Source organism: Nocardioides sp. NBC_00368, assembly GCF_036090055.1.
Classification (GTDB): Bacteria; Actinomycetota; Actinomycetes; order Propionibacteriales; family Nocardioidaceae; genus Nocardioides.
In genome coordinates this window covers 2,845,551-2,870,231 of sequence record NZ_CP107970.1, presented here as the reverse complement: position 1 = coordinate 2,870,231, position 24,681 = coordinate 2,845,551, and the positions used below count along the sequence as shown (strand labels likewise).

Here is a 24,681-nt window from a genome sequence, read left to right as displayed (position 1 = left end):
GGGCTGTCGGGGATCGGTGATTCGAAAAACCTGATGCGGCGGGCGGTCACGGGTTGACAGCATCGGGTCATGCCGCTGCCCACTCCGACGCTCGTCACGACACGGTTGCGGCTGCGGCCGTTCACCGACGCCGATGCGGATGACCTCTTCGCGTTGCAGAGCGACGCCCACGTACTGCGTTACTGGGACTCACCGCCGTGGACCGATCCGGCCCGCGCCGGGCGGTTCATCGCCAGGTCACAGGAGGTGGCGGAGGAGGGGGCCGGCGTGCGGGTGGTCATCGAACGGGACTCCGTGTTCCTCGGCTGGTGCACCTTCAACTCGTGGAACCCGGAGTTCCGCAGCGCCTCGCTCGGCTACTGCCTCGGCGAGGCGGCCTGGGGTCAGGGCTATGCGACCGAGGCGGCCGGTGCCGTGCTGACCTGGGCCTTCGACGCGCTCGACCTCAACCGGGTCCAGGCGGAGGCCGACACTCGCAACGCCGCCTCGGCCCGGGTGCTGGAGAAGCTCGGGTTCAAGCTCGAGGGGACGCTGAGGGAGGACTGCGTCGTGAACGGCGACGTCTCGGACTCGTGGGTGTTCGGGCTGCTCCGGCGGGAGTGGTTCGCCCGGCAACGGGGTACCGCACGGACATGAGCCACGAGCAGCTACCAGCAGAGGGGCCCGACGACCCCGAATACACCGACGAGTCCGGGCAGGTCTCCGAGACCCAGCGCCTCGACGAGGACGAGGGCGACACTCCGATCGCGCCCGCGGACTCGACGGCGGGCTACCCCGAGTCCGAGTCCGGAAGCCCGGACACGAAGGGGTCCGGACCGAGCGAGGCGCCGCCCGAGAACCGCCGCGACAACGACGTCTAGGGATTCTGCGGGCGGGCCGGGCTGGGTCAGGCTCAGCCGAAGAGGTCACCCAACCAGGACTCACGGTGGCTGCGGCGCTTGTCGTAGCGGTGGTCGTCGTCGTAGTCGCGCCGCTCGTACTCCCGCTTCTCATAGCGCCGGTCGTCGCGCTGCTCCTGGCGGGGCTGCTGGTAGCTGCCGGGTTGCGGGGCGCCGACGGACCGCTCGACGATCTTGTCGATCTCGCCGCGGTCCAGCCACACACCACGGCACTGCGGGCAGTAGTCGATCTCGATGCCTTGGCGCTCGCTCATCACCAGGGTGGCACCGTCGATGGGGCACTGCATGGGGGTCTCCTCGTCGTCGGGGATCGGTGCCCATCAACCTATCCGGTCGTCCCGCATCGCCGCTCAGCGCCGGCGGGCCGGCCGGCCGGCGCTCAGCGCTCCTTCGACCGCACCCTGATCCCGGTGAGGGGGACGGTGGTGGTGCCGGAGGGGTCGGTGAAGAAGTCGTTGCCCTCGCCGTCGACGACGATGAAGGCGGGGAAGCCCTCGACCTCGATCTTCCAGACCGCCTCCATGCCGAGCTCGGGGTACTCGAGCACCTCGACCGACTTGATGCAGTCCTGGGCGAGACGGGCGGCGGGGCCGCCGATCGAGCCGAGGTAGAAGCCGCCGTAGGTGCCGCACGCGTCGGCGACGACCTTGGAGCGGTTGCCCTTGGCCAGCATGACCATGGAGCCGCCGGCGGCCTGGAACTGCTCGACGTAGGAGTCCATCCGGCCCGCGGTCGTCGGCCCGAAGGACCCGCTCGCCATGCCCTCGGGCGTCTTGGCCGGGCCGGCGTAGTAGACCGGGTGGTTCTTCATGTACTCCGGCATCTCCTCGCCGGCGTCGAGACGCTCCTTGATCTTGGCGTGCGCGATGTCGCGGGCGACGACCATCGGGCCGCTCAGCGAGAGCCGGGTCTTGACCGGGTGCTGGGACAGCGTCTCCAGGATCTTGTCCATGGGCTGGTTCAGATCGATCGAGACCACCTCGCCGGCCGAGATCTCCTCGGCCATGCCGGCGTCCGGCATGTACTGCGCCGGGTCGGTCTCGAGCTGCTCGAGGAAGACGCCGTCGCGGGTGATCTTGCCGAGCGCCTGGCGGTCGGCGGAGCAGGAGACGGCGATCGCGACGGGACACGAGGCGCCGTGGCGGGGGAGCCGGACGACGCGTACGTCATGGCAGAAGTACTTGCCGCCGAACTGGGCGCCGATCCCGAAGGACTGGGTCAGCTCGAAGACCTTCTCCTCGAGCTCGGTGTCGCGGAAGCCGTGGGCGCTCATCGAGCCCTCGGTCGGAAGGTTGTCGAGGTAGTGGGCGCTCGCGTACTTCGCGGTCTTCAGCGCGAACTCCGCGGACGTCCCGCCGATGACGACGGCGAGGTGGTACGGCGGGCAGGCGGCCGTGCCGAGCGAGCGGATCTTCTCGTCGAGGAAGGTCAGGATCCGGTCGGGGTTGAGGATCGCCTTGGTCTCCTGGAACAGGAACGACTTGTTGGCGCTGCCGCCGCCCTTGGCCATGAAGAGGAACTTGTACTCCGGGCCGTTCTCGCCCTCGGTGGTCGAGTAGATCTCGACCTGCGCGGGCAGGTTGGAGCCGGTGTTCTTCTCCTCGTACGTCGTCAGCGGGGCCAGCTGGGAGTAGCGGAGGTTGAGCTTGGTGTAGGCGTCGAAGACGCCGCGGCTGACGGTCTCGGCGTCGTCGGAGCCGGTCAGCACGCCCTCGGACTTCTTGCCCATCACGATCGCGGTGCCGGTGTCCTGGCACATCGGCAGGATCCCGCCGGCGGAGATGTTGACGTTCTTGAGGAGGTCGAGCGCGACGAAGCGGTCGTTGCCGGAGGCCTCGGGGTCGTCGATGATCTTGCGGAGCTGCTTGAGGTGGGCCGGGCGGAGGTACTGGTTGATGTCCTTCATCGCCTCGGCGGTCAGCAGGCGGATCGCCTCGGGGTCGACCTTGAGGAACTTGCGCCCGTCGACCTCGATCTCTTCCACCCCCTCGCTGGTGATCAGCCGATAAGGAGTGTCGTCCTTGCCGGTCGGGAGGAGGTCGGAGTACCGGAACTCAACGTCAGCCACGGAACCGAATCGTACGCCGCCGGGGATGTCACAGATCGCGCGCGTCCGCCGTCTAGGTGTCGAGAGCCCCGAAGAACGGGGCCTGGACCCAGGAGGAGAAATGACTGCCACCCGCATCGCGCCCGCAGAGATCACCGGCTTCAAGGGGATGATGATCAAGCGGTTCGCCATGAAGTTGCTCGGTCAGGTGCCGTCCTCGGTCGGCGTCTACTGGCACAACCAGAAGGTGCTGATGGGCATGTCCGGCCTCGGCTCCAAGGTGAAGAAGTGGGATGCCTGCGACGAGCAGCTGAAGTCCTTCGCCCACATGGCCGTCGCCTCGTCCGTGGGGTGCAGCTGGTGCCTGGACTTCAACTACTTCGAGGCCCACAACCGCGGCCTCGACATGGAGAAGGCTCGGCAGGTGCCGCGCTGGCGTGAGTCGGACGTGTTCACGCCGCTGGAGCGGGACGTGATGGCGTACGCCGAGGCGATGAGCCAGACCGAGCCGACCGTCACCGACGAGATGGTGTCGGGCCTGGTCGCGCAGCTCGGCGAGGCGGCCGTGATCGAACTGACCGCGGTCATCGGGTTCGCCAACCTCTCGACCCGCACCAACGTCGCGCTGGGCATCGAGTCCGACGGATTCGCGGAGGCCTGTGAGGTCAAGCCGCTCGCACCGCGCGGAGGTCGGCCGTCCATGATGGGGTGAACCCCTTGCGCCAGGTGCCCGTGACTCCGTTACAGTGATCGGGACCCAACCCACACGGGAGTCCGCGGCAGCGGGCTGAGAGGGAGCTGGAGCCGCTCCGACCGTCGTACCTGATCCGGATAATGCCGGCGAAGGAAGTGACCTGACGTGTTGCCTGCCCTCCCGAGGATCTTCTGCCTCGTCTCCACGACCGACGACCTGACCCTGCTGCCTGCGCTCGCGGCAGCAGGAGTCGACGGCTTTCAAGTACGTGACAAGGCCGCGACCACACGTGAGCTGCTCGTTCTCACCGCGAGCGTGCTCGAGCTCGTCGCGGCGTACCAGGCCTGTGTCGTTGTCGACGACCGGCTCGACGTGGCGCTCGCCGCCGGTGCGGACGGCGTCCACCTCGGTGCGGCCGATCTGCCGCTGGACGAGGCCCGGCGGATCGCCGACGCCGTCACGCCGGGCCTGATCATCGGTGCCACCTGCCGGAACCGCGCCGCGGTCGAGGCGGCCGCGGACTCGGGGGCGGACTACGCGGGGTTCGGGCCCGTGTTCGCCACCTCGTCCAAGGCCGGCCTCCCCGACCCGTTGGGCGTCGAGGCGGTCGGCGCCGCGGTCGGTGTGCTGCCGCTGATCGCGATCGGCGGGATCTCGGCGGCGACCGCTGCGTCGGTGCGCGCCGCCGGCGCCCACGGGATCGCCGTGATCGGCGGCCTCTGGCGACAACCCGATCCGCTCCAGGCCGCGAAGGAGCTCGTGACGGCGGTGGCGTGATGCGCGTCCGGGTGCTGGGGGCCGGGATCGTCGGGCTGTCCGTCGCCGACGAGCTGATCCGTCGCGGACATGACGTCTCGGTGGTCGATCCGTCGCCGGGCTCGGGGGCCTCGTACGCTGCCGCCGGCATGCTCAGCCCGGCCGGTGAGGCCTGGTACGGAGAAGAGTCGCTGACCCGACTCTGCCTGTCGTCGCTCGCGCTGTGGCCCGACTTCGCCTCGCGGCTCGGCGTGCCTGTGCACACCCGCGGGACGCTGCTCGTCGGGGTCGACGCCGGGGATGTCCAGCAGGTCGAGCGACAGCTCGCCGTGCTCGACCTCGCCGGGGTCTCCTACGAACGGCTGGGGCGGCGCGATCTGCTGGGCCGTGAACCCGGGCTCGGCCGGGTCGCCGGTGGCGCCTTCCTCGCCGAGGACCACTCTGTCGACCCGCGGGCCGTCGTCGCGGCGCTGCTCGCGCGCGTCGGTGAGCGCGTCGGTCTCGACACGGCTGCTGACGTCACCGTCATCGCCACGGGAACGAACCTCCCCGCTCCGTACTCCTCCCTCATCCGGCCGGTACGCGGCGACGTGGTGCGGGTGCGGACGCAGGAGCCGGTCGAGCGGACGGTGCGGGCCTGGGCGCACGGCGAGCAGGTCTATGTGGTGCCGCGGACCGACAGCGACGAGGTGGTCGTCGGGGCCACCTCGGAAGAGCGTGACGGTCCGCTGCTGCCGACCGTCGAGGGCGTGTGGCGGCTGCTCGACTCCGCGCGCCGGGTGGTGCCCGCGCTCGACCGGGCGAACGTGGTGGAGGTGACCTCGCGGGACCGGCCCGGCACCGCCGACAACCTCCCGCTCGTCGGGCCGACCCACGAGCCGGGCGTCGTGCTGGCCGCCGGCGCCTACCGCAACGGGGTCCTGCTCGCGCCGCTCATCGCGCGGCTGGTCGCCGACCACATCGAGACCGGCGTGGTGGAGGCCGTGGTGGATCCGCGCCGGTCGCTGGGATACCCGGTCGACCGGGTATCCCTGGGCTTGACGGGCACTGAAACACCCGACAAGTCCACGAAGTGCCCGTCAAGTAACACCGAGGAGTCCGACAGATGAGACTGATGATCAACGGCGAACCGACCGAGGTGGCCGACGGTGCCGGCATCGTCGACCTGCTGAACGAGCGCGCCGGGAGCGCGATCGCGGTCAACGGTGAGGTCGTGCCGCGTGCGGAGCACCCGACCACCCACCTCCAGGACGGCGACGTCGTCGAGATCGTGACGGCGGTGCAGGGCGGATGAGCGTGTTCAAGATCGCCGGCCGTGAGCTGTCCTCGCGCCTCTTCCTCGGCACCGGCGGCCTGCCCAACCTGGCGCTGCTCCCGGACGTCATCGCCGCGGCCGAGCCGGGTCTGGTGACGGTGTCGATGCGGCGTACGTCCTCGACGGCGGCCGGCGGGCTGCTCGAGACGCTGCGCGCCGCGGCCGTCCCGATCCTGCCGAACACCGCCGGCTGTCTCTCGGCCCGCGAGGCCGTCCTGACCGCTGAGCTGGCCCGTGAGGCGCTGGAGACCGACTGGGTCAAGCTGGAGGTGATCGGCGACGAGACCTCGCTGATGCCCGACGCCGTCGAGCTCGTCGAGGCTGCCGAGCAGCTGGTGCGCAAGGGCTTCACGGTCCTGCCGTACGCCACCGACGACCCCGTCCTCGCCCGCCGGCTCGCCGATGCCGGCTGCGCGGCGGTGATGCCGCTCGGCTCGCCGATCGGGTCGGGGCTCGGCATCCTCAACCCGTACGCCATCGAGGCCGTCGTGGCCGCGGTCGAGGTGCCGGTGGTGCTCGACGCCGGGGTCGGGACCGCCTCGGACGCGGCGCTGGCGATGGAGCTCGGCTGCTCCGCCGTCCTCGCCGCCACCGGCGTCACCCGCGCCGACGAGCCGGTCGCGATGGCCCGTGCCCTGCGGTTGGCCGTCGAGGCCGGGCACACCGCCCGCGCTGCAGGCCGGATCCCGCGACAGGCGGTCGCCAGGGCATCCTCGCCGATGGAGGGCCGGATCGCATGACCGCCCTACCGCGACTGCTCGTCCTCACCGACCGCTCCCAGCTGCGCCTCGGCCGTGGACTGCTCCCCACCCTGGCCGAGTGCGCCGAGGCGGGACTGACCCACGTCGTACTCCGTGAGCTCGACGAGCCCATCGAGCAGCGAGCCAGGCTGGCCGAGCTGCTCGCCGCGCTCGGTCTGAACGTCATCGCCGCCCGCACACCTCTGCCTGCTGCAGTGGGGGTGCATCTTTCCGCCTCCGCGAGCTGTAACACGTCGTTCGTAGGACTACGCGCCCCATCGGAACGACCGGATAGTCGGTGTAACAGCGTGTTACACCTCGGCCGGAGCTGCCACAGCCCCACCGAGGTCGCCCGAGCGGCCATCGACGGGTTCGACTACGCGATGCTCAGCCCCTACGCGCTGACCGAGTCCAAGCCCGGCTACGGGCCGCCACTGGGGCCGGCCACGTTCGCCGACCTGCCGCTGCCGACCTACGCGCTCGGCGGGATCACCCCGGACAACGCCGCCGAGGCGGTCGCCGGGGGAGCCTACGGGGTCGCCGTGATGGGCGCGGTAATGCGGGCCGACGAGCCGGGACAGGTCGTGCGCGACCTTCTCGCCGCCCTCGCCGCAGGGGTGACCCGATGAACCCGCCGGTCGCACTCACCATCGCCGGCACCGACTCCGGGGGAGCGGCGGGCACGGCGGCCGACCTGGCCACCTTCGCCGCGCTCGGGGTCCACGGGGCCTGCGTGATCACCGCCGTCACCGCCCAGGACACGACCGGCGTCAGCGACATCCACGCCATCCCGTTCGCGACCGTCGAGGCGCAGCTCCACGCCGTCTTCGACGATCTTCCGGTCGCAGCGGTGAAGACCGGCATGCTCGGCAGCGCCGAGGCGGTCGTGCTCGTCGCGCGCCTCTGCGCCGGCCGCCCCCTCGTCGTCGACCCCGTCCTCGTCGCCACCTCGGGAGCGGTGCTGGGCGGCGAGGACGTACGCCGCGCCTACCTCGACCACCTGCTCCCCGTCGCCACCGTCGTCACCCCCAACCTCGACGAGGCCCGAGCCCTGGCGGGACACGACGGGGCACCCGAGGATCTGGCCGAGGAGCTGGCCGGGCTGAAGCCGGCGGTGATCGTCACCGGAGGTGACCCGGCCGCCACCGGCGAGTGCACCGACTGGCTCGCCGAGCCGGGAAAGCCAGCCATCCCGATCAGCCACCCCGCCGTCCCCACCAGCAACGACCACGGCACCGGCTGCACCTACAGCGCGGCCCTGGCCGCCCATCTCGCCCACGGTGCTCCGCTGCGGGACGCGGCCGAGCGGGCCGCGGCGTACGTCACCCGGCAGCTCGCCACCAGCAGGCACTGGACCCTCGGTCGCGGTCGAGGCCCGATCGCCCATCTCTCCACGAACCAGCCCAGCCCGACAAGCACCAAGGAGACAGCATGACCGTCCACCCCGCCCACACCCGCGTCGAGCTCGGTGACCTGAAGGTCCCGGTGACCCGGGTCGCGCTCACCAACGGCGAGACCTTCGACCGCTACTGCACCGAGGGTCCCGGATCGGAACCCGAGCAGGGTCTCCCGCCGCGCCGCGACGAGTGGATCGACGAGCGAGGCGACACCGAGGCCTACGAGGGCCGCCGGACCGAGCTGCTGGACAACGGCAAGGCAGCCGTACGCCGCGGCGCGGCCCGCCAGGAGTGGCAGGGCGAGCGCCGCCGGCCGCGCAAGGGCACCAACATCACCCAGATGCACTACGCACGCAAGGGCATCATCACCAAGGAGATGGCCTACGTCGCGGTCCGCGAGAGCTGCGACCCCGAGCTGGTCCGCGAGGAGGTCGCGGCGGGCCGCGCGATCATCCCCAACAACGTCAACCACCCCGAGTCCGAGCCGATGATCATCGGCAAGCGGTTCCTGGTGAAGATCAACGCCAACATCGGCAACTCCGCAGTCACGTCCTCCATCGCCGAGGAGGTCGACAAGCTCACCCACGCGATCACGTGGGGCGCGGACACGGTGATGGACCTCAGCACCGGCGACGACATCCACACCACCCGCGAGTGGATCCTGCGCAACTCGCCCGTCCCGATCGGCACCGTCCCGATCTACCAGGCCCTGGAGAAGGTCAACGGCGAGGCCGACAAGCTGACCTGGGAGGTCTTCCGCGACACCGTCATCGAGCAGGCAGAGCAGGGCGTCGACTACATGACGATCCACGCCGGCGTCCTGCTCCGCTACGTCCCGCTCACCGCCAACCGGGTCACCGGCATCGTCAGCCGGGGCGGCTCGATCATGGCCGGCTGGTGCCTGGCCCACCACCAGGAGAACTTCCTCTACACCCACTACGACGAGCTCTGCGAGATCTTCAAGCAGTACGACGTCGCCTTCTCCCTCGGTGACGGCCTCCGCCCGGGGAGCACCGCCGACGCCAACGACGAGGCCCAGCTCTCCGAGCTGCGTACGCTCGCCGAGCTCACCACGCGGGCCTGGGAACACGACGTCCAGGTCATGGTCGAGGGCCCCGGCCACGTACCGCTCAACCTGGTGAAGGAGAACGTCGACCTCCAGCAGGAGTGGTGCCACGGCGCGCCGTTCTACACGCTGGGCCCGCTCGCGACGGACATCGCGCCGGGCTACGACCACATCACCTCGGCCATCGGCGCGGCCACGATCGCGATGCACGGCACCGCGATGCTCTGCTACGTCACCCCGAAGGAGCACCTCGGCCTGCCGGACAAGGACGACGTGAAGACCGGTGTGATCACCTACAAGCTCGCCGCCCACGCCGCCGACATCGCCAAGGGCCACCCGGGCGCCCGCGACCACGACGACGCCCTGTCCCGGGCCCGCTTCGAGTTCCGCTGGCGCGACCAGTTCGCCCTCTCCCTGGACCCGGTCACCGCGGAGAGCTTCCACGACGAGACGCTGCCGGCGGAGGGTGCCAAGACGGCCCACTTCTGCTCCATGTGCGGCCCGAAGTTCTGCTCGATGAAGATCAGCCAGGACGTACGCGACCGCTTCGGCGGCGGCGACGGCGCCTCTCCCGAGGAGGTCGAGGCCGGGATGATGGAGAAGTCGAAGGAGTTCGCGGCGGCGGGAAGCCGGGTGTACCTCCCGCTCGCCGACTGAGCGGTCGGCTACGAGCCCGACCGCAGGCTCTCGTAGACCCTCGCGAGTGCCTCCGATCCGTGCCCTGCAGCGATCTGTCCGCTGATCAGTGCCTGGACGGCGGCGATGGGGGAGGGGTCGACCCCCTCCTCCTCGCTGGCCCGCACGATGTGGGCGAGGTCGGAGAACTCCAGGCTCTGCTGGCCCGCGACGGTGTAGTCGCCACCGTCGATGACCTTCGCGTAGCCGTCGAGCCCCTCGGTCATCGCGGCCAGGAAGGGCGCCTGCCGAGCGGCGAAGTCGGCCGCGCTCATCCCCATGGACGCGACCATCGCGGCACCGTGGAAGAAGCCCGTGAACATCTGGTACATCCCCGACAGCATCGCCAGGTCCACCAGCGAGGCCCGGCCGGCGTCCTCGCCGTGGTACTCGCTGGTGGCCCAGACGTCGAGCGTCGGCAGGAGGGTGTCGTACGCCGCCCGCGAGCCGCTGTAGAAGATCTGGCCCGCGCGGGACCCGATCATCGCGGGCACGGCCATGATGGCGCCGTCGAGGTAGCCGACACCGTGCTCGGCCGCCCAGGCGGCGAGCGCACGGGCCTCGTTCGGCGACGTGGTCGTGACGTTGACCAGGGTGCGGCCGCGGAGCTCGTCGGCGACCGGAGCGAGCGTCTCCTCGACCGAGGCGTGCTTGAGCAGGCAGGCGATCACGACGGGGCTCGCCAGGACCGCCTCGCGGACCGAGCCGGCGGCGTCGGTGCCGCGGTCCACCAGATCCGTGGCGCGGGCAGGGGTGCGGTTCCAGACGGTCACGGAGCGGCCGGAGCTAAGCAGCGCGGCTGCCAGGGCGCTGCCCATCGCGCCGAGGCCGAGCACGGTGATGTCGCTCGTGTGGGTGGAGTTTCGAATGGTTTCTGACACGTCCTCCATGCTGGAGGAGGTCGTCGCCTCGCGGGAGTACCCACTAATTACTGGGGTACGCACCTTCTGGTCAGTGTGGCGCCCGGGTAAAGGATCAGGGTTCAACCTGAGAGACGGATGCGGCGTACGCCGATAGCATCACGGGTCATGGGACTCCCCGAACCGCACCCCGGCCAGCCTCGCCGCGCCGACCTCCGGGTCAGCGACGCCGACCGTCACGCGGTCGCCGACATCCTGCGCGAGGCGGCGGGGGAGGGCCGGCTCGACATCGACGAGCTCGAGGAGCGGCTCGAGGAGACCTACAAGGCCAAGACGTACGCCGATCTGGAGCCGATCACGCAGGACCTCCCGGTCGCGGGGCAGCCGCCCGTGCCGCCACCCGCCGCGCCCACCGCATCCGCGGTGCCTGTTGTCTACGGCCAGGGCGAGGCGTCCGACAGCGCCAGCGCGTTCCTGAGCAACGTCGAGCGCAAGGGGGTGTGGGTGGTCCCGCAGCACCTCTCGGTCAACGCGGTCCTGGGCGACGCCGACATCGACCTGCGCGAGGCGCACTACTCGGCCCGCGAGGTCGTCATCAACGCCACCTCGGTCCTGGGCAGCGTGAAGGTCACCGTGCCGCCGCACGTGCACGTGATCGTCGAGGGCAACGGCGTGCTCGGTGACTTCAAGGAGCCGTCCGCGAAGGTGCCCGAGGTGCTCTCCGCGGACTCGCCGGTGGTGCGGGTGCGGGGCCTGGCGGTGCTGGGCGACGTGACCGTCAAGCGCCGGGGTCCCCGGGGTCCGAAGCGCACGCTGAAGCAGCATCTCGGCCTTGAGTAAATGCGGTAGGGGGATTGTTGAGGCACAGGCTCGATGCCCCCACTACGATTCGCCCCATGGGAACGACCCCCGAGCCATTTCGCGGCCAGAATCCTGATCCGAATCTCCGGATCAGCGATGCCGACCGCCACAAGGTGGCCGACATCCTGCGCGAGGCCGCGGGCGAGGGACGCCTGGAGATCGACGAGCTCGACGACCGCCTCGAGGCGACCTTCAAGGCCAAGACGTACGCCGACCTGATCCCGATCACGGTCGACCTGCCGGCAGCGGGCACCCCCGCTCCGCCGGTTCCGCAGACGTTGCCCGCGACCGGGAGCAGCCCGGCGGTCTTCGCCGACAACCCGATCGAGAGCCAGCTCTACGTCGCGATCATGAGCGGCGTCGACCGGCGCGGAGTCTGGACGGTGCCGGCGACCGGCAACGTGATCGCGCTGATGGGCGGCGCCGACCTCGACATGCGTCAGGCGCAGTTCTCCGCGCAGGAGACCGTGATCTACGCCAACGCCATCATGGGCGGGGTCAACATCACCGTCGGCCCCGACGTCCAGGTCGTCATGCAGGGCGTCGGGATCATGGGCGGCTACGTCGGTCCTCGCGGGATCGAGCCGACCGGCGGTCCGGTGCTGCGGGTGAAGGGGCTGGCGCTGATGGGTGGCGTCACCGTCATCCGGAAGCCGCTGAAGGAGCCCAAGGGCTCCAAGCAGCTGCGGCTGCCGCCGCCGCACGAGCTCCCGCCCCACGGGATGCACTGAGCAACACCCCTCGGGATGGTCCGCTCCGCGGACCGATTTTGTCGTGCCTGGAGTTCAGGCACTAACCTCGCCTGAACACGCTATTGTGTAGTTACATAGTAGACAAAGGAGACTCGGGATGAAGCCGAAGTGGAGCCTACTGCTGGGTGCCGCGATCGTGGCGGCCGTGGCGCTCGTCGGGGGGCTCCTCGTCATCGGTCCGAGGACGCTCGCCGCCGGCTCCGCCGCTGCCGACCCGTCGGCCGCTCCGGTCGCGCCGGTCGAGGAAGCGGCGGAGCTCGCCGCCACGACCGACGAGCGCCCCAACATCGTCCTCATCCTGATGGACGACTTCTCCCTGGAGCTGCTCCGCACGATGCCGGAGGCGACCCGGATGGCCGCGGAGGGAGCGACCTACCAGAACTCCTTCGTCATCGACTCGCTGTGCTGCCCCTCGCGTGCCGCGCTGCTGACCGGGCAGACGCCTCACCACACCAAGGTCCTCACCAACACCCAGAACGATCCGGAGCACCCGGTCGGCGGCTGGTCGGCGTTCCAGCGCTACGGCAACCTGGAGAAGCAGTTCAGCATCGGGCTGCAGGAGGCCGGCTACACGACCGGGTTCGTGGGGAAGTACATCAACGCCTACGAGGCCACCCGCGGCTCCGACGGCAAGCTGGTCCCGCCGCCCAAGGTGCCGGGCTGGGACTCCTGGAACGCGCTCCTCGGCGGTGCGTACGGCGGCTGGGGCTACCAGAGCACCTTCATCTCGACAAGCTCGATACATCGCCTCGACGAGGACGGCGCGGTGCGGCTGCGCAACCACCCGCAGCCCGCGCAGAACGCCTCCGTGGAGCGCAAGGACGCTGCGTACGCCGCCAACGTCACCCGCGACTACGCCCTTGACTTCATCGAGAAGCACCGCGACGACGAGAACCCCTACTTCCTCGAGATCGCCGCCTACGGGCCGCACTCCCGGCTCGGTCACCACTACCCGGGCCTGGACACCTGGTTCCCGCCCGCGTTCGCCGACCAGGCGCCCGCCGGCGACCCCGCGGGCGGCAACTGCGGCCGGGTCGCCTGTGCCGACCTGACGCTCGAGGACCTCGCCGGCTACGGCGACGACCGCTCGGACAACGCGCCCACCTACCTCGGCCGCGCCGGACGTACGTCGCAGGCTCCCGCCTGGCGCACCAACAAGATCTCGCTGAGCGACGAGACGGCGCTGAGCCAGTACCGCGACCGCGCCCGCATGGTGCAGTCGATCGACCGGATGATCACCCAGGTCCGTAAGGCCGCCGGCGACGACACCTACATCGTGCTGACCTCGGACAACGGCTTCCACCTCGGCCAGCACCAGCTCAACGGCGGCAAGGGCGCTCCGTACGACTCCGACACCCGTGTCCCGCTGGTCGTCGTCGGCCCGGGCGTGGTGCCCGGCAAGCGCAGCCAGTTCGTCAACAACATCGACCTGGCGCCGACCTTCCTCGACATCGCCGGCGCCCCGACCCCGGCGTACGTCTCCGGCAGCTCGTTCGCGGAGACGCTGAGCCGGCCGCGGCTGCCGGGCGGGCGATACGCCTTTTTCGAGCACACCTACGCCAGGTCCCACCCCGGCGAGGTCGACCTCGACAGCGGCTCGGGCGGCACCATCGACATCATCCCGTCCTACATCGCGGTGCGCGGCTCGCGGGGGCTGCTGGTCCGGTTCGACCTGGACAAGTCCTGGAAGGGCACCGACTACGCCTATGAGCTCTACCGCTACGACCGGCCGTGGGAGGACCGCAACGTCTTCGCCGAGGACCACGCCAAGCCCTACGCCCGCGACCTGATGCGCCGGCTCAACTCATACGAGGGCTGTGCGCCGGCGGTGTGCCGGGCGCTGACCCGGTAGGCGGCCCGAGCGTCTCGGTTCGGGAGGTGTCCTTCAGGTCGACCCCCGAGCGTCCCAGCGCGCGGGCGCCGTCGACGAGGCTCGCTGCCACCTGAGCGGCCCTGGCGTACCCGAGCCCGTCGGGCGGGTGGATGTTGGAGATGCAGTTGCGGTCGGCGTCCGTGCGACCGGGCCGGGGCAGGTGCGTGAGGTAGATGCCGAGGCTGTCGGAGACGCTCAGGCCGGGCCGTTCTCCGATGATCACGAGCAACGTGCGTACCCGGGCCGCCACGCCGAGATGGTCGCCCAGCCCCACCCTCGCCTGCGTCGCGATGACGGGCGGCGCCAGCGTGTAGCGGTCGCGCAGCCGGGTCACCAGCTCGGCGAGCAGGGCTGCTCCATGGCGGTCGAGCGCGGTCGGCGAGAGCCCGTCGGCGAGGACGAGGCCGATGTCGGCGCCGGACTCGGGGATGTCGGTGTCGGGCGCCGGTTGCCGTCCGAGGTCCGGTCGGCGCAGGTACTCCTCGCGCGAGGTGGCGCGGCTCGTGGCCAGCACCGGCTCGCCGATCCCGATCTCGCGGACCTGCGCGGCCAGGCGCTCGACGCCCAGCGGGATGTGGACGGCATCGCGCGCCGCGGCGTGCGCGCCCGCCAGCTCGAGCACCCGCTCGGTGGGCAGCGCGGTGCCGGCCCTGCCCAGTCCGATCCGGGCCTGGGTGGTCCTGCGTAGCTCGTCCCAGAAGTCCTGGCCCACGGGGTTCTTCGAGTTCATGGCGCCACCGCCGAGGCCAGCGACCGTAGTGGCGAGCTCTCCGGGTCGAAGGGGGCGAGCCTGCCGGCGTCGTCGACGATGCCGACCCTGCGAAGCCAGGCATCGAACTCGGGGGCAGGTCGTACGCCGAGCGTGCGGCGGGTGGTCAGCACGTCGTGGAACGAGAGGCTCTGGTAGCCGAGCATCACGTCGTCGGCTCCGGGGACGGCGATGACGAACGGGACCCGCGCCGCGGCCAGCAGCGTCAGCAGGCTGTCCATGTCGTTCTGGTCGGCCTCGGCGTGGTTGGTGTAGCAGACGTCCACGCCCATCGGCAGGCCGAGCAGCTTGCCGCAGAAGTGGTCCTCCAGGCCGGCCCGGATGATCTGCTTGCCGTCGTAGAGGTATTCCGGGCCGATGAACCCGACGACGGTGTTGATCAGCAGCGGCCGCAGGTCGCGGGCCACGGCATAGGCGCGGGTCTCGAGGGTCTGCTGGTCCACCGGTGCGCCGCCGACACCGAGGTGGGCTCCCGAGCTGAGTGCGGAACCCTGCCCGGTCTCCAGGTACATGACGTTGTCGCCGACGGTGCCGCGGTCGAGGCTGCGTACGGCTTCGTTGCCCTCGCGCAACAGCTGGAGGTTCACCCCGAACGCGGCGTTGGCGCCTTCGGTGCCTGCGATGGACTGGAACACCAGATCCACCGGTGCTCCCGCCTCCACCAGCCCGAGCGTGGTGGTGATGTGCGACAGCACGCAGGACTGGGCCGGGATGTCGTAGCGGGTGCGGATCGAGTCGAGCAGGTGGAGCAGGTCGGCGGTGGCCTGTGGTGAGTCGGTGGCCGGGTTGATCCCGATCACCGCGTCTCCGCACCCCAGCAGCAGCCCGTCGAGCACCGCCGCGGCGATGCCGCGAGGGTCGTCGGTGGGATGGTTGGGCTGCAGCCGCGTGGCCAGGGTTCCGTGGCCGCCGATGGTGGTCCGGAACGCCGACGTCACCTGCACGGCGGCGGAGACGGCGATCAGATCCTGGTTGCGCATGATCTTGCTGACCGCCGCCACCATCTCCGGGGTCAGTCCCGGGGCGACGGCGGCCAGGTGCTCGGCACCGTGATCGTGCGCGGCCATCTCCATCAGCCAGTCCCGCAGCCCGCCGACCGTCAGGTGGGAGATCGCCGAGAACGCGCCGCGGTCATGGCCGTCGATGATCAACCGCGTGACCTCGTCGGTGTCGTACGGGACGATCTCCTCGTTGAGGAAGATCTCCAGCGGCAGGTCGGCGAGCACCCAGCTGGCGGCCGCACGTTCGCCGTCGCTCTCGGCGGCACAGCCGGCCAGCTGGTCGCCCGAGCGAAGCGGCGTCGCCTTGGCCATCACCTCGACGAGCCCGTCGAAGGTGTAGGTCACGCCGGAGACCTGCTGCCGGTAGATCACTTCAGGTCGCTCTCGGCCTGGGCGAGCACCGCGAACTCCTCGTCGGGTGAGTTCGCCACCAGGTGGTGCCGGCTGTAGACGGCGAAGTAGAGCATGAACCCAGCGAACACGACCATGCACCAACCCGCGGCGACAGGGTCCACCAGGAACGTGGCGATCACGGCCATCACGGCGATGACCAGCGCGAAGCCGGTGGTGACCGCGCCGCCAGGAGTGCGGTACGGTCGCGGCATCTTCGGTTCGCGCACCCGTAGGACGATGTGGCTGACCATCATCAGAACGTAGCTCAGCGCGGCTCCGAAGACGGCCATGTTGAGCAGCAGCGCTCCTTGTCCGGTCAGCGACAGGACGAACCCGATGATGCCGGGGATGACGAGCGCCAGCATCGGAGCCTTGCGGGAGTTGGTCACGGAGAGGACGGTGGGCAGGTAACCGGCCCGAGACAGCGCGAACAGCTGGCGCGAGTAGGCGTAGATGATCGAGAAGAAGCTCGCGATCAGGCCCGCCAGACCGATGTAGTTGACGAGCTTGGCCGAGAAGCCGTCCCCGAGCGCCTCGACCAGGGGGTTGCCGGAGTCCGACATCTGCGCGGCGCCGCCGGCACCGGTCGTCAGCACCAGCACCACCACGCAGGTCACCAGCAGCACCCCGATCGCCGCGATGATGCCCCGCGGCACGTTGCGCTCCGGGTCAGCGGTCTCCTCGGCGGCCAGCGGCACGCCCTCGACCGCGAGGAAGAACCAGATCGCGAACGGGATGGCCGCCCAGATGCCGAGGTATCCGTGAGGCAGGAACGCCGAGGCGCCGACGGCGTCGGTCGGCGCGATGTCGGTCAGGTTGGCCAGGTCGAAGTGGGCGACCGCAGCGGCCGCGAACACCACCAGGCCGACGAGCGCGACGGCGGTGATCACGAACATCACCTTCAGCGCCTCACCCACGCCCGCCAGGTGGATCCCGATGAACAGCGCGTACGCCGCGAGGTAGATCCACCAGCCGTTGGTGATGCCGAACAGGCCGAGGGACTCGACGTAGGCGCCGATGAAGGTCGCGATGGCGGCAGGCGCGATCGAGTACTCGATGAGGATCGCCGTCCCGGTGGCGAAACCGCCCCAGGCGCCCAGCGCACGGCGGGCGAAGGTGTAGCCGCCGCCCGCGGCCGGGAGCGCCGAGGACAGCTCGGCCATGCCGAGCACCAGCGCCAGGTACATGCCGGCGATCACGACGGACGCGATCGCCAGGCCGCCGAAGCCGCCCTGCGCCAGGCCGAAGTTCCACCCGGAGTAGTCACCGGATATCACGTAGCCGACCCCGAGGCCGGCCAGGAGCAGCCACCCGGCGCTGCCCGATCGCAGCTGGCGCCGCTGCAGGTACGCCGCTGACTCCAGATGCTCGTCGACGCCTCGTGCGTGCGCTCCTGACGGGTCGCTTGCTGACATTGCTGACTCCTACCACGTGCGCTGGGGGTGGATCCGGAGGCGGCACACAGCCTCGAGATCGGTCAACGGTGAGGCTATGAACGAACTGTTTCTGCGTGGTTTCCCGTGCTGCTCGCAGGGTTACACCTGCTGCACGTTCGGGATCGATCGGCTATGGTGTCCCAGCCGGGGCAAATGTGGCCCCGGTCACTTCACAACGGATCGTCCGGCACGTACCTGCCGGTGAAGGAGACAACGGAATCATGGCAACAGTCAGTTTTGAGAAGGCGCAGCGTTGGTACGCCGGCGCCGCCGAGCCCGCGGTCAAGGGCATCGACCTGGAGATCAAGGACGGCGAGTTCATGGTGCTCGTCGGCCCGTCCGGATGCGGTAAGACCACCACCCTGCGCATGCTCGCCGGGCTGGAGGAGGTCAACTCGGGCGCCATCAAGATCGGCGACCGCGACGTCACCAACGTCGCCCCCAAGGACCGCGACATCGCGATGGTCTTCCAGAACTACGCGCTCTACCCGCACATGAGCGTCGCCGAGAACATGGCGTTCTCGCTGAAGATGGCCAAGGTTCCGAAGGCCGAGCGTGACAAGCTCGTCGCCGAGGCGGCCAAGACCCTGGGTCTGACCGACTACCTCGACCGCAAGCCGAAGGCGCTCTCCGGCGGTCAGCGCCAGCGTGTGGCCATGGGCCGTGCGATCGTCCGCCAGCCGCAGGTCTTCTGCATGGACGAGCCGCTGTCGAACCTCGACGCCAAGATGCGCGTCCAGACCCGCACCGACATCGCCAAGCTCCAGGCCGAGCTCGGCATCACCACCGTCTACGTCACCCACGACCAGGTCGAGGCGATGACGATGGGCGACCGCGTCGCGGTGATGAGCAACGGTGAGCTGCAGCAGGTCGACACCCCGCTCAACCTCTACCGCAAGCCGGTCAACCTCTTCGTCGCCGGCTTCATCGGTTCGCCGCAGATGAACCTCATCAAGGCCACCGCTGCCGACGGCGGCGGCGCCAAGATCGGGGAGTACGTCGTCCCCGTAGGCACCACCGACATGCCCACGCAGATCACCGTCGGCGTGCGTCCGGAGAGCTTCCGGGTCATCGGCGAGGGCGAGGGCGGGCTGCCGGTCCAGGTGACCGTCGTCGAGGAGCTCGGCTCCGACTCCTACGTCTACGGCACCAGCGACGTCGAGGGTGTCCCGTCCACCCTGATCGTCCGGGTCTCCTCCAAGGACCACGTCAGCAAGGGCGACACGATCTACGTCACCACCGACCCCGAGGACGTCCACGTCTTCGACACCGAGTCGGGCCTGCGCGTCAATTGATGCACCCAGCGCTCCAGCGCTGAGTCATGTGCGAAGCAATCGCCAACAACCCAGCGCTGCGCGAATTGCGAAGCAATCGCAAAATCACTGTTGGTTCATTCTGGCCAGCATCGCGTTGTAGGCATCGAGGGCCTCGTCGCTGTCGGGATCCACGGATCCCGGCTCGGCGGGGCCCTCGGTCGTGCCCCGGGCGCTCTCCTCGGCGAGCCGGGCGCTGCGTACGCCGTCGAGGAAGCGGCCGGTCATCTTGGTGCGGCGCTCGGGTGAGGAGACGACGGCGATGACCAGGCCGATGGCGAGGAACATCATCCCGGCGTCGCCCGCGGCCCACATCAGGCCGCCGGCGGTCTGGATGTCGCGGACCGCGTCCAGCGCCCAGTCGGGGCGGGCCGCGGAGTAGACCGGGTAGAGGTTGCGCTCGGTCTGCAGCATCACGATGCCGACGATGGTGTCGGGCACCATCCCGAGCACGAGCAGCGAGATCCGGCCCAGGTAGGGCAGGTCGGGGCGTACCTTCTCCTCGCCGATCGCGCCGGTGAGGAAGAGGAAGCCGGCGACGACGTAGGCGATCTGCTCGCCGACCATCAGCGGTGTGCTCTGCGCCATCGAGTCCATGAAGCCGGACAGGTGGGTGCCGATGATGACCAGCGAGTAGAGCAGCATGCCGGTGGCCGGGTGGACCAGGATGGTGACCGGGAGCGAGCGCATCGCCCGCTCGGCGCGCGGCCCGGTCTCGGCGATGACGGTGAGCGGGTGCCCGAGGACGAGGAGCGTGGGTACGACCATGATCAGCGTCAGGTGGAGCACCATGTGCATCCAGGCCAGCGCCATCGCATAGCCGTTGATGGCCGAGGCGACCACGACGTACATCAGGCCGAGGCCGGTCAGGAACGACGCCACCCGCCAGCCCTTGACCGTCGACGCCGCTCCGGCGGCGTTGCGGAGCGTGAGGTAGCCCGCGCCGAGGATGACCACGGCGAGCAGCCAGCCGGGCTGGAGACTCCAGGTGGTGAGGAACTCGGACCAGCCGAGCGCGGGCAGGGAGCCGTGGTCGTGCATGGTCTCACGGTAACTCCGGGTCGCGACCGGAGGTTATTCCAGGCGGCCGTCTAGGCGGTGAGCGTGCGGTCGGCGGCCCGGTCGGCGGTGCGGCGGACGATCTTGATGAACGTCGGCCACAGGCCTTGAGGGAGGTCGTGGCCCATGCCCTTGATCAGGGTGATCTCGGCGCCGGGGACGGCCGCGGCGGTCGCCCGGCCGCCGGAGACATGGACCATCTTGTCGGTCAGGCCGTGGATCACGCTGAACGGGACCTTGATCCGGCCGAGGTCCTCGGTGCGGTCGGGCTGGGTGAGGATGGCGAGCATCTGCCGGGCGACGGCCGCGGCGTTCACGCCGCGGTTCCAGGTGTCGATCGCGCGCCGGCGCACCTCGTCCTCGGGCTCGGGGTAGGCAGGCGAGCCGATCTGGACGCCACCCTTGATCTGGCGCTCGATGTAGCCCTCCAGGCCGGGCTTCTTGATGACCAGCGCGGGCAGCAGGGTCGGGTGCTGGAAGCCGACACCACGACGGCCGGTCGTGGACATCGTCGAGCAGACCGAGCGCACCCTTTCGGGGTGGCGGATGGCGAGGGTCTGGGCGATCATCCCGCCCATCGACACGCCCCACACGTGGGCGGAGTCGATGTCGAGGTGGGTCAGCAGCGCGGCCGCGTCGTCGGCGAGGTCGGTCAGGGCGTACGGCGACTGGGTCGGCAGCCCCACGAACGCCCGGGCCAGCCTGGCGAGCGTGATCCGCTCGTCGCTCGGATGCGGCGAGGAGTGGCCGACGTCGCGGTTGTCGTAGCGGATCACGTAGAACCCGGCCTCGGACAGCTGCTGGCACAGCCGTACGTCCCACCAGGTCATCGGGCCGCCGAGGCCCATGATCAGCAGCAGCGGGTCGGCGCCGGGATCACCGAACGTGTCGTACGCAAGCTCGACTCCTCCGGGGAGGAAGGCGGTGGACTCTGTCGGCTCGGCGGTGGTCATACACCAACTTTACCGGGCCAGGGCGAACTAGAACTCGATCGCGCTGTAGGCCTTGAGCTTGGCGAGCTGGTGCTCGGAGGTGACCTTGCGGATGGTGCCGGAGCGGCTGCGCATCACCAGCGAGTCGGTCACGACGGCGCCGTGGGGGAGGTACTGCACGCCCCGCATCAGGTCGCCGTCGGTGATGCCGGTGGCGACGAAGAAGCAGTCGTCGCCGGTGACCAGGTCGTCGGTGTGGAGCACGAAGTCGGGGTCGAGGTTGTGGCCGGCGTCGAGGGCGCGCTGGCGCTCCTCGTCGTCCTTCGGCCACAGCCGGCCCTGGATGGTGCCGCCCAGCGCCTTCATCGCGCAGGCGGCGACGATCCCCTCGGGAGTGCCGCCGATGCCCATCAGCAGGTCGGCGCCGGAGCCGGCGCGGGCCGCCGAGATCGCGCCGGCCACGTCACCGTCGACGATGAACTTGATCCGGGCGCCGGTCTCGCGGATCTCCTCGACCAGCTTGTCGTGACGAGGCCGGTCGAGCACGATCACGGTGATGTCGGAGGTCGTGGTGTCCTTGGCCTTGGCCACCGCGGCGATGTTCTCGGCGACCGGCAGGCGGATGTCGACGACGTCGGCGGCCTCCGGTCCGGTGACCAGCTTCTCCATGTAGAAGACAGCGCTGGGGTCGTACATGCTGCCGCGCGGGGCGACCGCCATCACCGCGACGGCGTTGCTCATGCCCTTGGCGGTCAGGGTGGTGCCGTCGATCGGGTCGACCGCGACGTCGCACTCGGGTCCGGTGCCGTCGCCGACCTGCTCGCCGTTGAAGAGCATCGGGGCGTTGTCCTTCTCGCCCTCGCCGATCACGACGGTGCCGTTCATGGCGACCGTGGAGATCATCGTGCGCATCGCGTTGACCGCGACACCGTCGGCGCCGTTCTTGTCGCCACGACCCACCCAGCGGGCGGCGGCCATCGCCGCTGCCTCGGTCACGCGCACCAGCTCCAGGGCCAGGTTGCGGTCAGGGGCGGTGGGGGCGACGCCGAGCGGCTGGGTGTCGTTCATGGGGATCAATCTATCCGCCGCGTGCGGTGGCGTGGCTGCCGCGTCACTTGATCGATCCAGAGACAAGTCTCACAGCGAAGGGTGTCTGCGGGTCGTTCAGGACCTGCTCGGTCGGGCCGTCCTCGACGATGCGACCGTGCTCGATCACCACCACCCGGTCGGCGAGCGCTCGGGCGTCGGCGGCGTCGTGGGTGACGATGATGGCGGTCCTGCCTTCGAGAGCGGTACGCAGCGTCTGCCGCAGCGCGGGGCGTACATCGACGTCGAGCGAGGCCATCGGCTCGTCGAGCAGCAGCAGCTCGGGGTCCGCGGCCAGGGCCCTGGCCACCGCCACCCGCTGGGCCTGGCCGCCGGAGATCTCCGTGGGCCGCCGCCCGGCGAGCGTCTCGGCGCCGACCTCGGTGAGGTGGCGGGTGGCGAGCTCGTTGGCCTGGCGGCGGTGTACGCCGCGGGCCCGGGGGGCGAAGGCGACGTTGGCCAGCACGGACAGGTGCGGGAAGAGCAGCGGGTCCTGGGCGAGGAGCGCGATCCCGCGGGCGTGCGGGGGAGTGGTGTCGAGGATGCGGTCGCCGAGGCGTACCTCTCCCTCGTCGGGACGGAGGAGACCGGAGATCACCCCGAGCAGGCTCGACTTGCCGGCGCCGTTGGGGCCGGTGAGCGCCACCGTCTCGCCGGCGGCCACGTCGAGGGTGACGTCGATGCCGCGCTGGGCGATCACGGCCCGCAGATGAAGCGAGCTCATAGGGCCCTCCCGTGGCGGGCGAAGCCGATCACGGCGACCGCGACGACGACCAGCACCAGCGAGAGCGCGACGGCCGCGTCGGGGTCGTCGACGCGGAGCAGGTAGACCTGCAGCGGCATCGTGCTGGTGACCCCGGGGAGGTTGCCGGCGAAGGTGATCGTCGCGCCGAACTCGCCCAGGCAGCGGGCGAAGGCGAGGACCGAGCCGGAGAGCAGGCCAGGCGCGACCAGAGGGAGGGTGACGCGCCGGAAGACGGTGGTCGGGCGGGCGCCGAGCGTGGCCGCGACCGCCTCGTAGCGGGTGCCGCTGGTGCGCAGCGCACCCTCGAGGCTGATCACCAGGAACGGCAGGGCGACGAACGTCTGCGCCATCACCACGGCGAGCGTGGTGAACGGGATCTGGAGGCCGACCACGTCCAGCGACTGACCCAGCAGCCCGCGGCGGCCGAAGGTGTAGAGCAGCGCCAGTCCGCTGACGACCGGCGGCAGCACGAGGGGAAGGAGCACCAGCGAGCGCACCAGCCCCTGGCCCCGGAACCGGGTGCGGGCCAGGACCGTGGAGAGAGGTACGCCGAGGAGGATGCACAGCACGGTGCTGGCCACCGCGGTGCGCAGGCTGAGCCAGAGCGCCTCCAGCGCGGAGGGCGAGGTGATCAGTGCCGGGAAGCTCGCGAGGTCGACGCGGAGCACGATCGCGGCCAGCGGGACGATGATGAACGCCGCCGCGAGGGCCGCCGGCAGCCACAGCCAGCCTGGCATCCCGACGGACGGACCGGCCCCCCGCTGCCGGTCCGTCCGTCCGGACCTCCCGAGAAGATCAGGGCTGGCCGAAGCCGGCATCGCTCAGCACCTTCTGCCCGGTCTCGCTCAGCACCAGGTCGACGAACTCCTGGGCCAGGTCGGCGTCGTCGGCGCCGTCGAGGGCGCTGATCGGGTAGGTGTTCACGACCTGGTCGGCCTCCTCGAACTCGACGCCCGTGACCGTGTCGCCGGCGGCGGCCACGTCGGTGACGTAGACCAGCCCGGCGTCGGCGTCCCCGGAGGTGACCTTGGCGAGTACGTCGCTGACCGACTGCTCCTCGCTGACCGGTTCGATGTCGACGCCCGTCTTCTTCTCCATCTCAGCCGTCGCGCTGCCGCACGGGACCTCGGCCGCGCAGACGACGACCTTGGTGCCGGGCTCGGCGAGGTCCTGGAAGCCGGTGATCTTCGCCGGGTTGCCCGACGGCGTGGCGATCTCCAGGGTGTTGGAGGCGAAGTCCTCCGGGGCGGTGGCCAGGTCGCCGAGCTTGTCCATGTTCTTGACATCGGCCGAGGCGAAGACATCGGCCGGGGCGCCGTCCTCGATCTGGGCGACGAGGTCCGAGGAGCCGCCGAAGCTCGTGGTCACCTTCACCTCGGGGTGCTCCTTCTCGAACTCCTCCGCCAGCTGGGTGAACGTGTCGGTCAGCGAGGCCGCCGCGAACACCGTCAGCTCCTGCTCGTCGGCCTGTCCGCTCGCACTGCCGCAGCCGGCGAGCGCGAGGATGGCTGCGACGGCGATGCCGACGGCGATGGCAGGCTGCTTGATCATGGGCGCTCCACGACGACGTTGGTCGACTTGATGGACGCGACGGCGCTGACTCCGGGTTCGAGGCCGAGCTCGACGGCGGCCTCGGCGCTCATCAGCGAGACGATCCGGTAGGGCCCGCACACCATCTCCACCTGGGCCATCACGGTGTCCAAGGTCGTCTTGGTGACGATCCCGAGCATCCGGTTGCGGGCGCTGACCGCCTTCGCCCTGTCCGGGTTGGGTGCGTCGGCCAGCTCCGAGGCCAGCTCGGCCAGGACGATCCCGTCGATGACCGCACGGCCGTTCTCGGTGCTCGCCGCGATCCGTCCCGCATCCACCCAGCGGCGAACGGTGTCGTCGCTGACGCCGAGAAGATCGGCGGCTTCGGCGATGCGGTACGAGGTCACCGGAGGAGTATCGCATCTGCGGAGCGATTCCGCCTCCATTGTCCTCATCTGCGGAACACGGGGACTCGGTGGTCG

At 70.2% G+C, this 24,681-nt stretch carries 27 protein-coding genes and 1 riboswitch; of the genes, 14 read left to right on the top strand and 13 right to left on the bottom strand.

The window, feature by feature from the left end:
- Positions 1-69: 69 nt before the first annotated feature.
- The gene (locus OG984_RS13780; protein ID WP_328532117.1) at positions 70-636 is read left to right on the top strand and encodes a GNAT family N-acetyltransferase; all 567 of its coding nucleotides are present in this window, start codon (positions 70-72) and stop codon (positions 634-636) included.
- Positions 633-860: a hypothetical protein gene (locus OG984_RS13775; protein ID WP_328532116.1), complete on the top strand. Its 228-nt coding sequence runs from the start codon at positions 633-635 to the stop codon at positions 858-860. The genes OG984_RS13780 and OG984_RS13775 overlap by 4 nt, the downstream gene beginning before the upstream one ends.
- 32 nt (positions 861-892) lie before the next feature.
- Here the strand turns inward: OG984_RS13775 and OG984_RS13770 are convergent, their stop codons facing one another.
- Positions 893-1,186 (bottom strand): TFIIB-type zinc ribbon-containing protein, encoded by a 294-nt coding sequence (locus OG984_RS13770; protein WP_328532115.1) that lies wholly within the window; start codon positions 1,184-1,186, stop codon positions 893-895.
- Positions 1,187-1,278: 92 nt separating this feature from the next.
- The gene (locus OG984_RS13765) at positions 1,279-2,967 is read right to left on the bottom strand and encodes a fumarate hydratase (RefSeq protein ID WP_328532114.1); all 1,689 of its coding nucleotides are present in this window, start codon (positions 2,965-2,967) and stop codon (positions 1,279-1,281) included.
- A 100-nt stretch (positions 2,968-3,067) separates the two neighbouring features.
- Here OG984_RS13765 and OG984_RS13760 point away from each other — a divergent pair, with 100 nt between their 5' ends.
- The 8 genes from OG984_RS13760 (at position 3,068) to thiC (ending at position 9,571) form a co-directional block, all read left to right on the top strand.
- Positions 3,068-3,658: a carboxymuconolactone decarboxylase family protein gene (locus tag OG984_RS13760; protein ID WP_328532113.1), complete on the top strand. Its 591-nt coding sequence runs from the start codon at positions 3,068-3,070 to the stop codon at positions 3,656-3,658.
- Positions 3,659-3,702: 44 nt separating this feature from the next.
- Positions 3,703-3,812, top strand: a riboswitch (TPP riboswitch).
- Complete coding sequence (thiE, locus tag OG984_RS13755; protein WP_328532112.1) at positions 3,806-4,417, top strand: thiamine phosphate synthase; 612 nt, start codon at positions 3,806-3,808, stop codon at positions 4,415-4,417. It overlaps the preceding riboswitch by 7 nt.
- Positions 4,417-5,505 carry an FAD-dependent oxidoreductase gene (locus OG984_RS13750; protein WP_328532111.1) on the top strand — a complete coding sequence of 363 codons (1,089 nt, stop codon included), beginning with the start codon at positions 4,417-4,419 and terminating at the stop codon, positions 5,503-5,505. Before thiE ends, OG984_RS13750 begins: the two co-directional genes overlap by 1 nt.
- Complete coding sequence (gene thiS / locus OG984_RS13745; protein WP_328532110.1) at positions 5,502-5,690, top strand: sulfur carrier protein ThiS; 189 nt, start codon at positions 5,502-5,504, stop codon at positions 5,688-5,690. The genes OG984_RS13750 and thiS overlap by 4 nt, the downstream gene beginning before the upstream one ends.
- The gene (locus OG984_RS13740; RefSeq protein ID WP_328532109.1) at positions 5,687-6,451 is read left to right on the top strand and encodes a thiazole synthase; all 765 of its coding nucleotides are present in this window, start codon (positions 5,687-5,689) and stop codon (positions 6,449-6,451) included. The genes thiS and OG984_RS13740 overlap by 4 nt, the downstream gene beginning before the upstream one ends.
- A complete protein-coding gene (locus tag OG984_RS13735) occupies positions 6,448-7,080 on the top strand; it encodes a thiamine phosphate synthase (protein WP_328532108.1) in 633 nt (210 codons plus the stop codon). The genes OG984_RS13740 and OG984_RS13735 overlap by 4 nt, the downstream gene beginning before the upstream one ends.
- Positions 7,077-7,886, top strand: a complete 810-nt coding sequence (thiD, locus tag OG984_RS13730) for a bifunctional hydroxymethylpyrimidine kinase/phosphomethylpyrimidine kinase (protein WP_328532107.1) — start codon at positions 7,077-7,079, stop codon at positions 7,884-7,886. The genes OG984_RS13735 and thiD overlap by 4 nt, the downstream gene beginning before the upstream one ends.
- On the top strand, positions 7,883-9,571 hold the full coding sequence (gene thiC, locus OG984_RS13725) for a phosphomethylpyrimidine synthase ThiC (RefSeq protein WP_328532106.1): 1,689 nt from the start codon (positions 7,883-7,885) through the stop codon (positions 9,569-9,571). The genes thiD and thiC overlap by 4 nt, the downstream gene beginning before the upstream one ends.
- 8 nt (positions 9,572-9,579) lie before the next feature.
- Here thiC and OG984_RS13720 read toward each other — a convergent pair whose 3' ends face one another.
- Entirely contained in the window at positions 9,580-10,479 is a 900-nt protein-coding gene (locus tag OG984_RS13720) for an NAD(P)-dependent oxidoreductase (RefSeq protein WP_328532356.1), read from the bottom strand.
- Between the two features lie 138 nt (positions 10,480-10,617).
- Here OG984_RS13720 and OG984_RS13715 point away from each other — a divergent pair, with 138 nt between their 5' ends.
- From OG984_RS13715 to OG984_RS13705, 3 genes are all read left to right on the top strand, one after another.
- Positions 10,618-11,289 carry a DUF1707 SHOCT-like domain-containing protein gene (locus tag OG984_RS13715; protein WP_328532105.1) on the top strand — a complete coding sequence of 224 codons (672 nt, stop codon included), beginning with the start codon at positions 10,618-10,620 and terminating at the stop codon, positions 11,287-11,289.
- Positions 11,290-11,345: 56 nt separating this feature from the next.
- Positions 11,346-12,041: a DUF1707 SHOCT-like domain-containing protein gene (locus OG984_RS13710; RefSeq protein ID WP_328532104.1), complete on the top strand. Its 696-nt coding sequence runs from the start codon at positions 11,346-11,348 to the stop codon at positions 12,039-12,041.
- A 118-nt stretch (positions 12,042-12,159) separates the two neighbouring features.
- On the top strand, positions 12,160-13,914 hold the full coding sequence (locus tag OG984_RS13705) for a sulfatase-like hydrolase/transferase (RefSeq protein ID WP_328532103.1): 1,755 nt from the start codon (positions 12,160-12,162) through the stop codon (positions 13,912-13,914).
- Here OG984_RS13705 and eutC read toward each other — a convergent pair.
- From eutC to eat, 3 genes are read right to left on the bottom strand one after another with little or no spacing between them, the layout of a single operon-like run.
- The gene (gene eutC / locus OG984_RS13700) at positions 13,862-14,665 is read right to left on the bottom strand and encodes an ethanolamine ammonia-lyase subunit EutC (protein ID WP_328532102.1); all 804 of its coding nucleotides are present in this window, start codon (positions 14,663-14,665) and stop codon (positions 13,862-13,864) included. The two genes, OG984_RS13705 and eutC, sit on opposite strands and share 53 nt — an antisense overlap.
- Entirely contained in the window at positions 14,662-16,077 is a 1,416-nt protein-coding gene (locus OG984_RS13695; protein WP_328532101.1) for an ethanolamine ammonia-lyase subunit EutB, read from the bottom strand. Before OG984_RS13695 ends, eutC begins: the two co-directional genes overlap by 4 nt.
- Positions 16,074-17,513 carry an ethanolamine permease gene (gene eat, locus OG984_RS13690; protein ID WP_328532100.1) on the bottom strand — a complete coding sequence of 480 codons (1,440 nt, stop codon included), beginning with the start codon at positions 17,511-17,513 and terminating at the stop codon, positions 16,074-16,076. Before eat ends, OG984_RS13695 begins: the two co-directional genes overlap by 4 nt.
- Positions 17,514-17,755: 242 nt before the next feature.
- Between eat and OG984_RS13685 the strand changes: the two genes are divergently transcribed.
- Positions 17,756-18,829: an ABC transporter ATP-binding protein gene (locus tag OG984_RS13685; RefSeq protein WP_328532099.1), complete on the top strand. Its 1,074-nt coding sequence runs from the start codon at positions 17,756-17,758 to the stop codon at positions 18,827-18,829.
- Positions 18,830-18,913: 84 nt separating this feature from the next.
- Here OG984_RS13685 and OG984_RS13680 read toward each other — a convergent pair whose 3' ends face one another.
- Genes OG984_RS13680 through OG984_RS13650 form a run of 7 tightly spaced genes read right to left on the bottom strand, consistent with a single transcriptional unit; the run spans position 18,914 to position 24,606 of the window.
- Positions 18,914-19,888, bottom strand: a complete 975-nt coding sequence (locus OG984_RS13680; protein WP_328532098.1) for a cytochrome c oxidase assembly protein — start codon at positions 19,886-19,888, stop codon at positions 18,914-18,916.
- Between the two features lie 50 nt (positions 19,889-19,938).
- Positions 19,939-20,859 (bottom strand): alpha/beta fold hydrolase, encoded by a 921-nt coding sequence (locus OG984_RS13675; protein WP_328532097.1) that lies wholly within the window; start codon positions 20,857-20,859, stop codon positions 19,939-19,941.
- Between the two features lie 27 nt (positions 20,860-20,886).
- Positions 20,887-21,906, bottom strand: coding sequence for a class II fructose-bisphosphatase (glpX, locus tag OG984_RS13670; RefSeq protein WP_008358990.1), 1,020 nt, complete (start codon positions 21,904-21,906; stop codon positions 20,887-20,889).
- A gap of 43 nt (positions 21,907-21,949) precedes the next feature.
- Complete coding sequence (locus OG984_RS13665) at positions 21,950-22,648, bottom strand: sulfate/molybdate ABC transporter ATP-binding protein (protein ID WP_328532096.1); 699 nt, start codon at positions 22,646-22,648, stop codon at positions 21,950-21,952.
- Complete coding sequence (locus tag OG984_RS13660) at positions 22,645-23,406, bottom strand: ABC transporter permease (protein ID WP_328532095.1); 762 nt, start codon at positions 23,404-23,406, stop codon at positions 22,645-22,647. The genes OG984_RS13665 and OG984_RS13660 overlap by 4 nt, the downstream gene beginning before the upstream one ends.
- Positions 23,407-23,464: 58 nt before the next feature.
- A complete protein-coding gene (gene modA / locus OG984_RS13655; RefSeq protein WP_328532094.1) occupies positions 23,465-24,220 on the bottom strand; it encodes a molybdate ABC transporter substrate-binding protein in 756 nt (251 codons plus the stop codon).
- Entirely contained in the window at positions 24,217-24,606 is a 390-nt protein-coding gene (locus OG984_RS13650; protein ID WP_328532093.1) for a TOBE domain-containing protein, read from the bottom strand. Before OG984_RS13650 ends, modA begins: the two co-directional genes overlap by 4 nt.
- Positions 24,607-24,681 lie beyond the last annotated feature (75 nt).

Coding starts and splice junctions, on each gene's coding strand:
- OG984_RS13780 (WP_328532117.1), top strand. CDS start 70: ATGCCGCTGCCCACTCCGACGCTCGTCACGACACGGTTGCGGCTGCGG.
- OG984_RS13775 (WP_328532116.1), top strand. CDS start 633: ATGAGCCACGAGCAGCTACCAGCAGAGGGGCCCGACGACCCCGAATAC.
- OG984_RS13770 (WP_328532115.1), bottom strand. CDS start 1,186: ATGCAGTGCCCCATCGACGGTGCCACCCTGGTGATGAGCGAGCGCCAA.
- OG984_RS13760 (WP_328532113.1), top strand. CDS start 3,068: ATGACTGCCACCCGCATCGCGCCCGCAGAGATCACCGGCTTCAAGGGG.
- OG984_RS13750 (WP_328532111.1), top strand. CDS start 4,417: ATGCGCGTCCGGGTGCTGGGGGCCGGGATCGTCGGGCTGTCCGTCGCC.
- thiS (WP_328532110.1), top strand. CDS start 5,502: ATGAGACTGATGATCAACGGCGAACCGACCGAGGTGGCCGACGGTGCC.
- OG984_RS13740 (WP_328532109.1), top strand. CDS start 5,687: ATGAGCGTGTTCAAGATCGCCGGCCGTGAGCTGTCCTCGCGCCTCTTC.
- OG984_RS13735 (WP_328532108.1), top strand. CDS start 6,448: ATGACCGCCCTACCGCGACTGCTCGTCCTCACCGACCGCTCCCAGCTG.
- thiD (WP_328532107.1), top strand. CDS start 7,077: ATGAACCCGCCGGTCGCACTCACCATCGCCGGCACCGACTCCGGGGGA.
- thiC (WP_328532106.1), top strand. CDS start 7,883: ATGACCGTCCACCCCGCCCACACCCGCGTCGAGCTCGGTGACCTGAAG.
- OG984_RS13720 (WP_328532356.1), bottom strand. CDS start 10,479: ATGGAGGACGTGTCAGAAACCATTCGAAACTCCACCCACACGAGCGAC.
- OG984_RS13715 (WP_328532105.1), top strand. CDS start 10,618: ATGGGACTCCCCGAACCGCACCCCGGCCAGCCTCGCCGCGCCGACCTC.
- OG984_RS13710 (WP_328532104.1), top strand. CDS start 11,346: ATGGGAACGACCCCCGAGCCATTTCGCGGCCAGAATCCTGATCCGAAT.
- OG984_RS13705 (WP_328532103.1), top strand. CDS start 12,160: ATGAAGCCGAAGTGGAGCCTACTGCTGGGTGCCGCGATCGTGGCGGCC.
- eutC (WP_328532102.1), bottom strand. CDS start 14,665: ATGAACTCGAAGAACCCCGTGGGCCAGGACTTCTGGGACGAGCTACGC.
- eat (WP_328532100.1), bottom strand. CDS start 17,513: ATGTCAGCAAGCGACCCGTCAGGAGCGCACGCACGAGGCGTCGACGAG.
- OG984_RS13685 (WP_328532099.1), top strand. CDS start 17,756: ATGGCAACAGTCAGTTTTGAGAAGGCGCAGCGTTGGTACGCCGGCGCC.
- OG984_RS13680 (WP_328532098.1), bottom strand. CDS start 19,888: ATGCACGACCACGGCTCCCTGCCCGCGCTCGGCTGGTCCGAGTTCCTC.
- OG984_RS13675 (WP_328532097.1), bottom strand. CDS start 20,859: ATGACCACCGCCGAGCCGACAGAGTCCACCGCCTTCCTCCCCGGAGGA.
- glpX (WP_008358990.1), bottom strand. CDS start 21,906: ATGAACGACACCCAGCCGCTCGGCGTCGCCCCCACCGCCCCTGACCGC.
- OG984_RS13665 (WP_328532096.1), bottom strand. CDS start 22,648: ATGAGCTCGCTTCATCTGCGGGCCGTGATCGCCCAGCGCGGCATCGAC.
- OG984_RS13660 (WP_328532095.1), bottom strand. CDS start 23,406: ATGCCAGGCTGGCTGTGGCTGCCGGCGGCCCTCGCGGCGGCGTTCATC.
- modA (WP_328532094.1), bottom strand. CDS start 24,220: ATGATCAAGCAGCCTGCCATCGCCGTCGGCATCGCCGTCGCAGCCATC.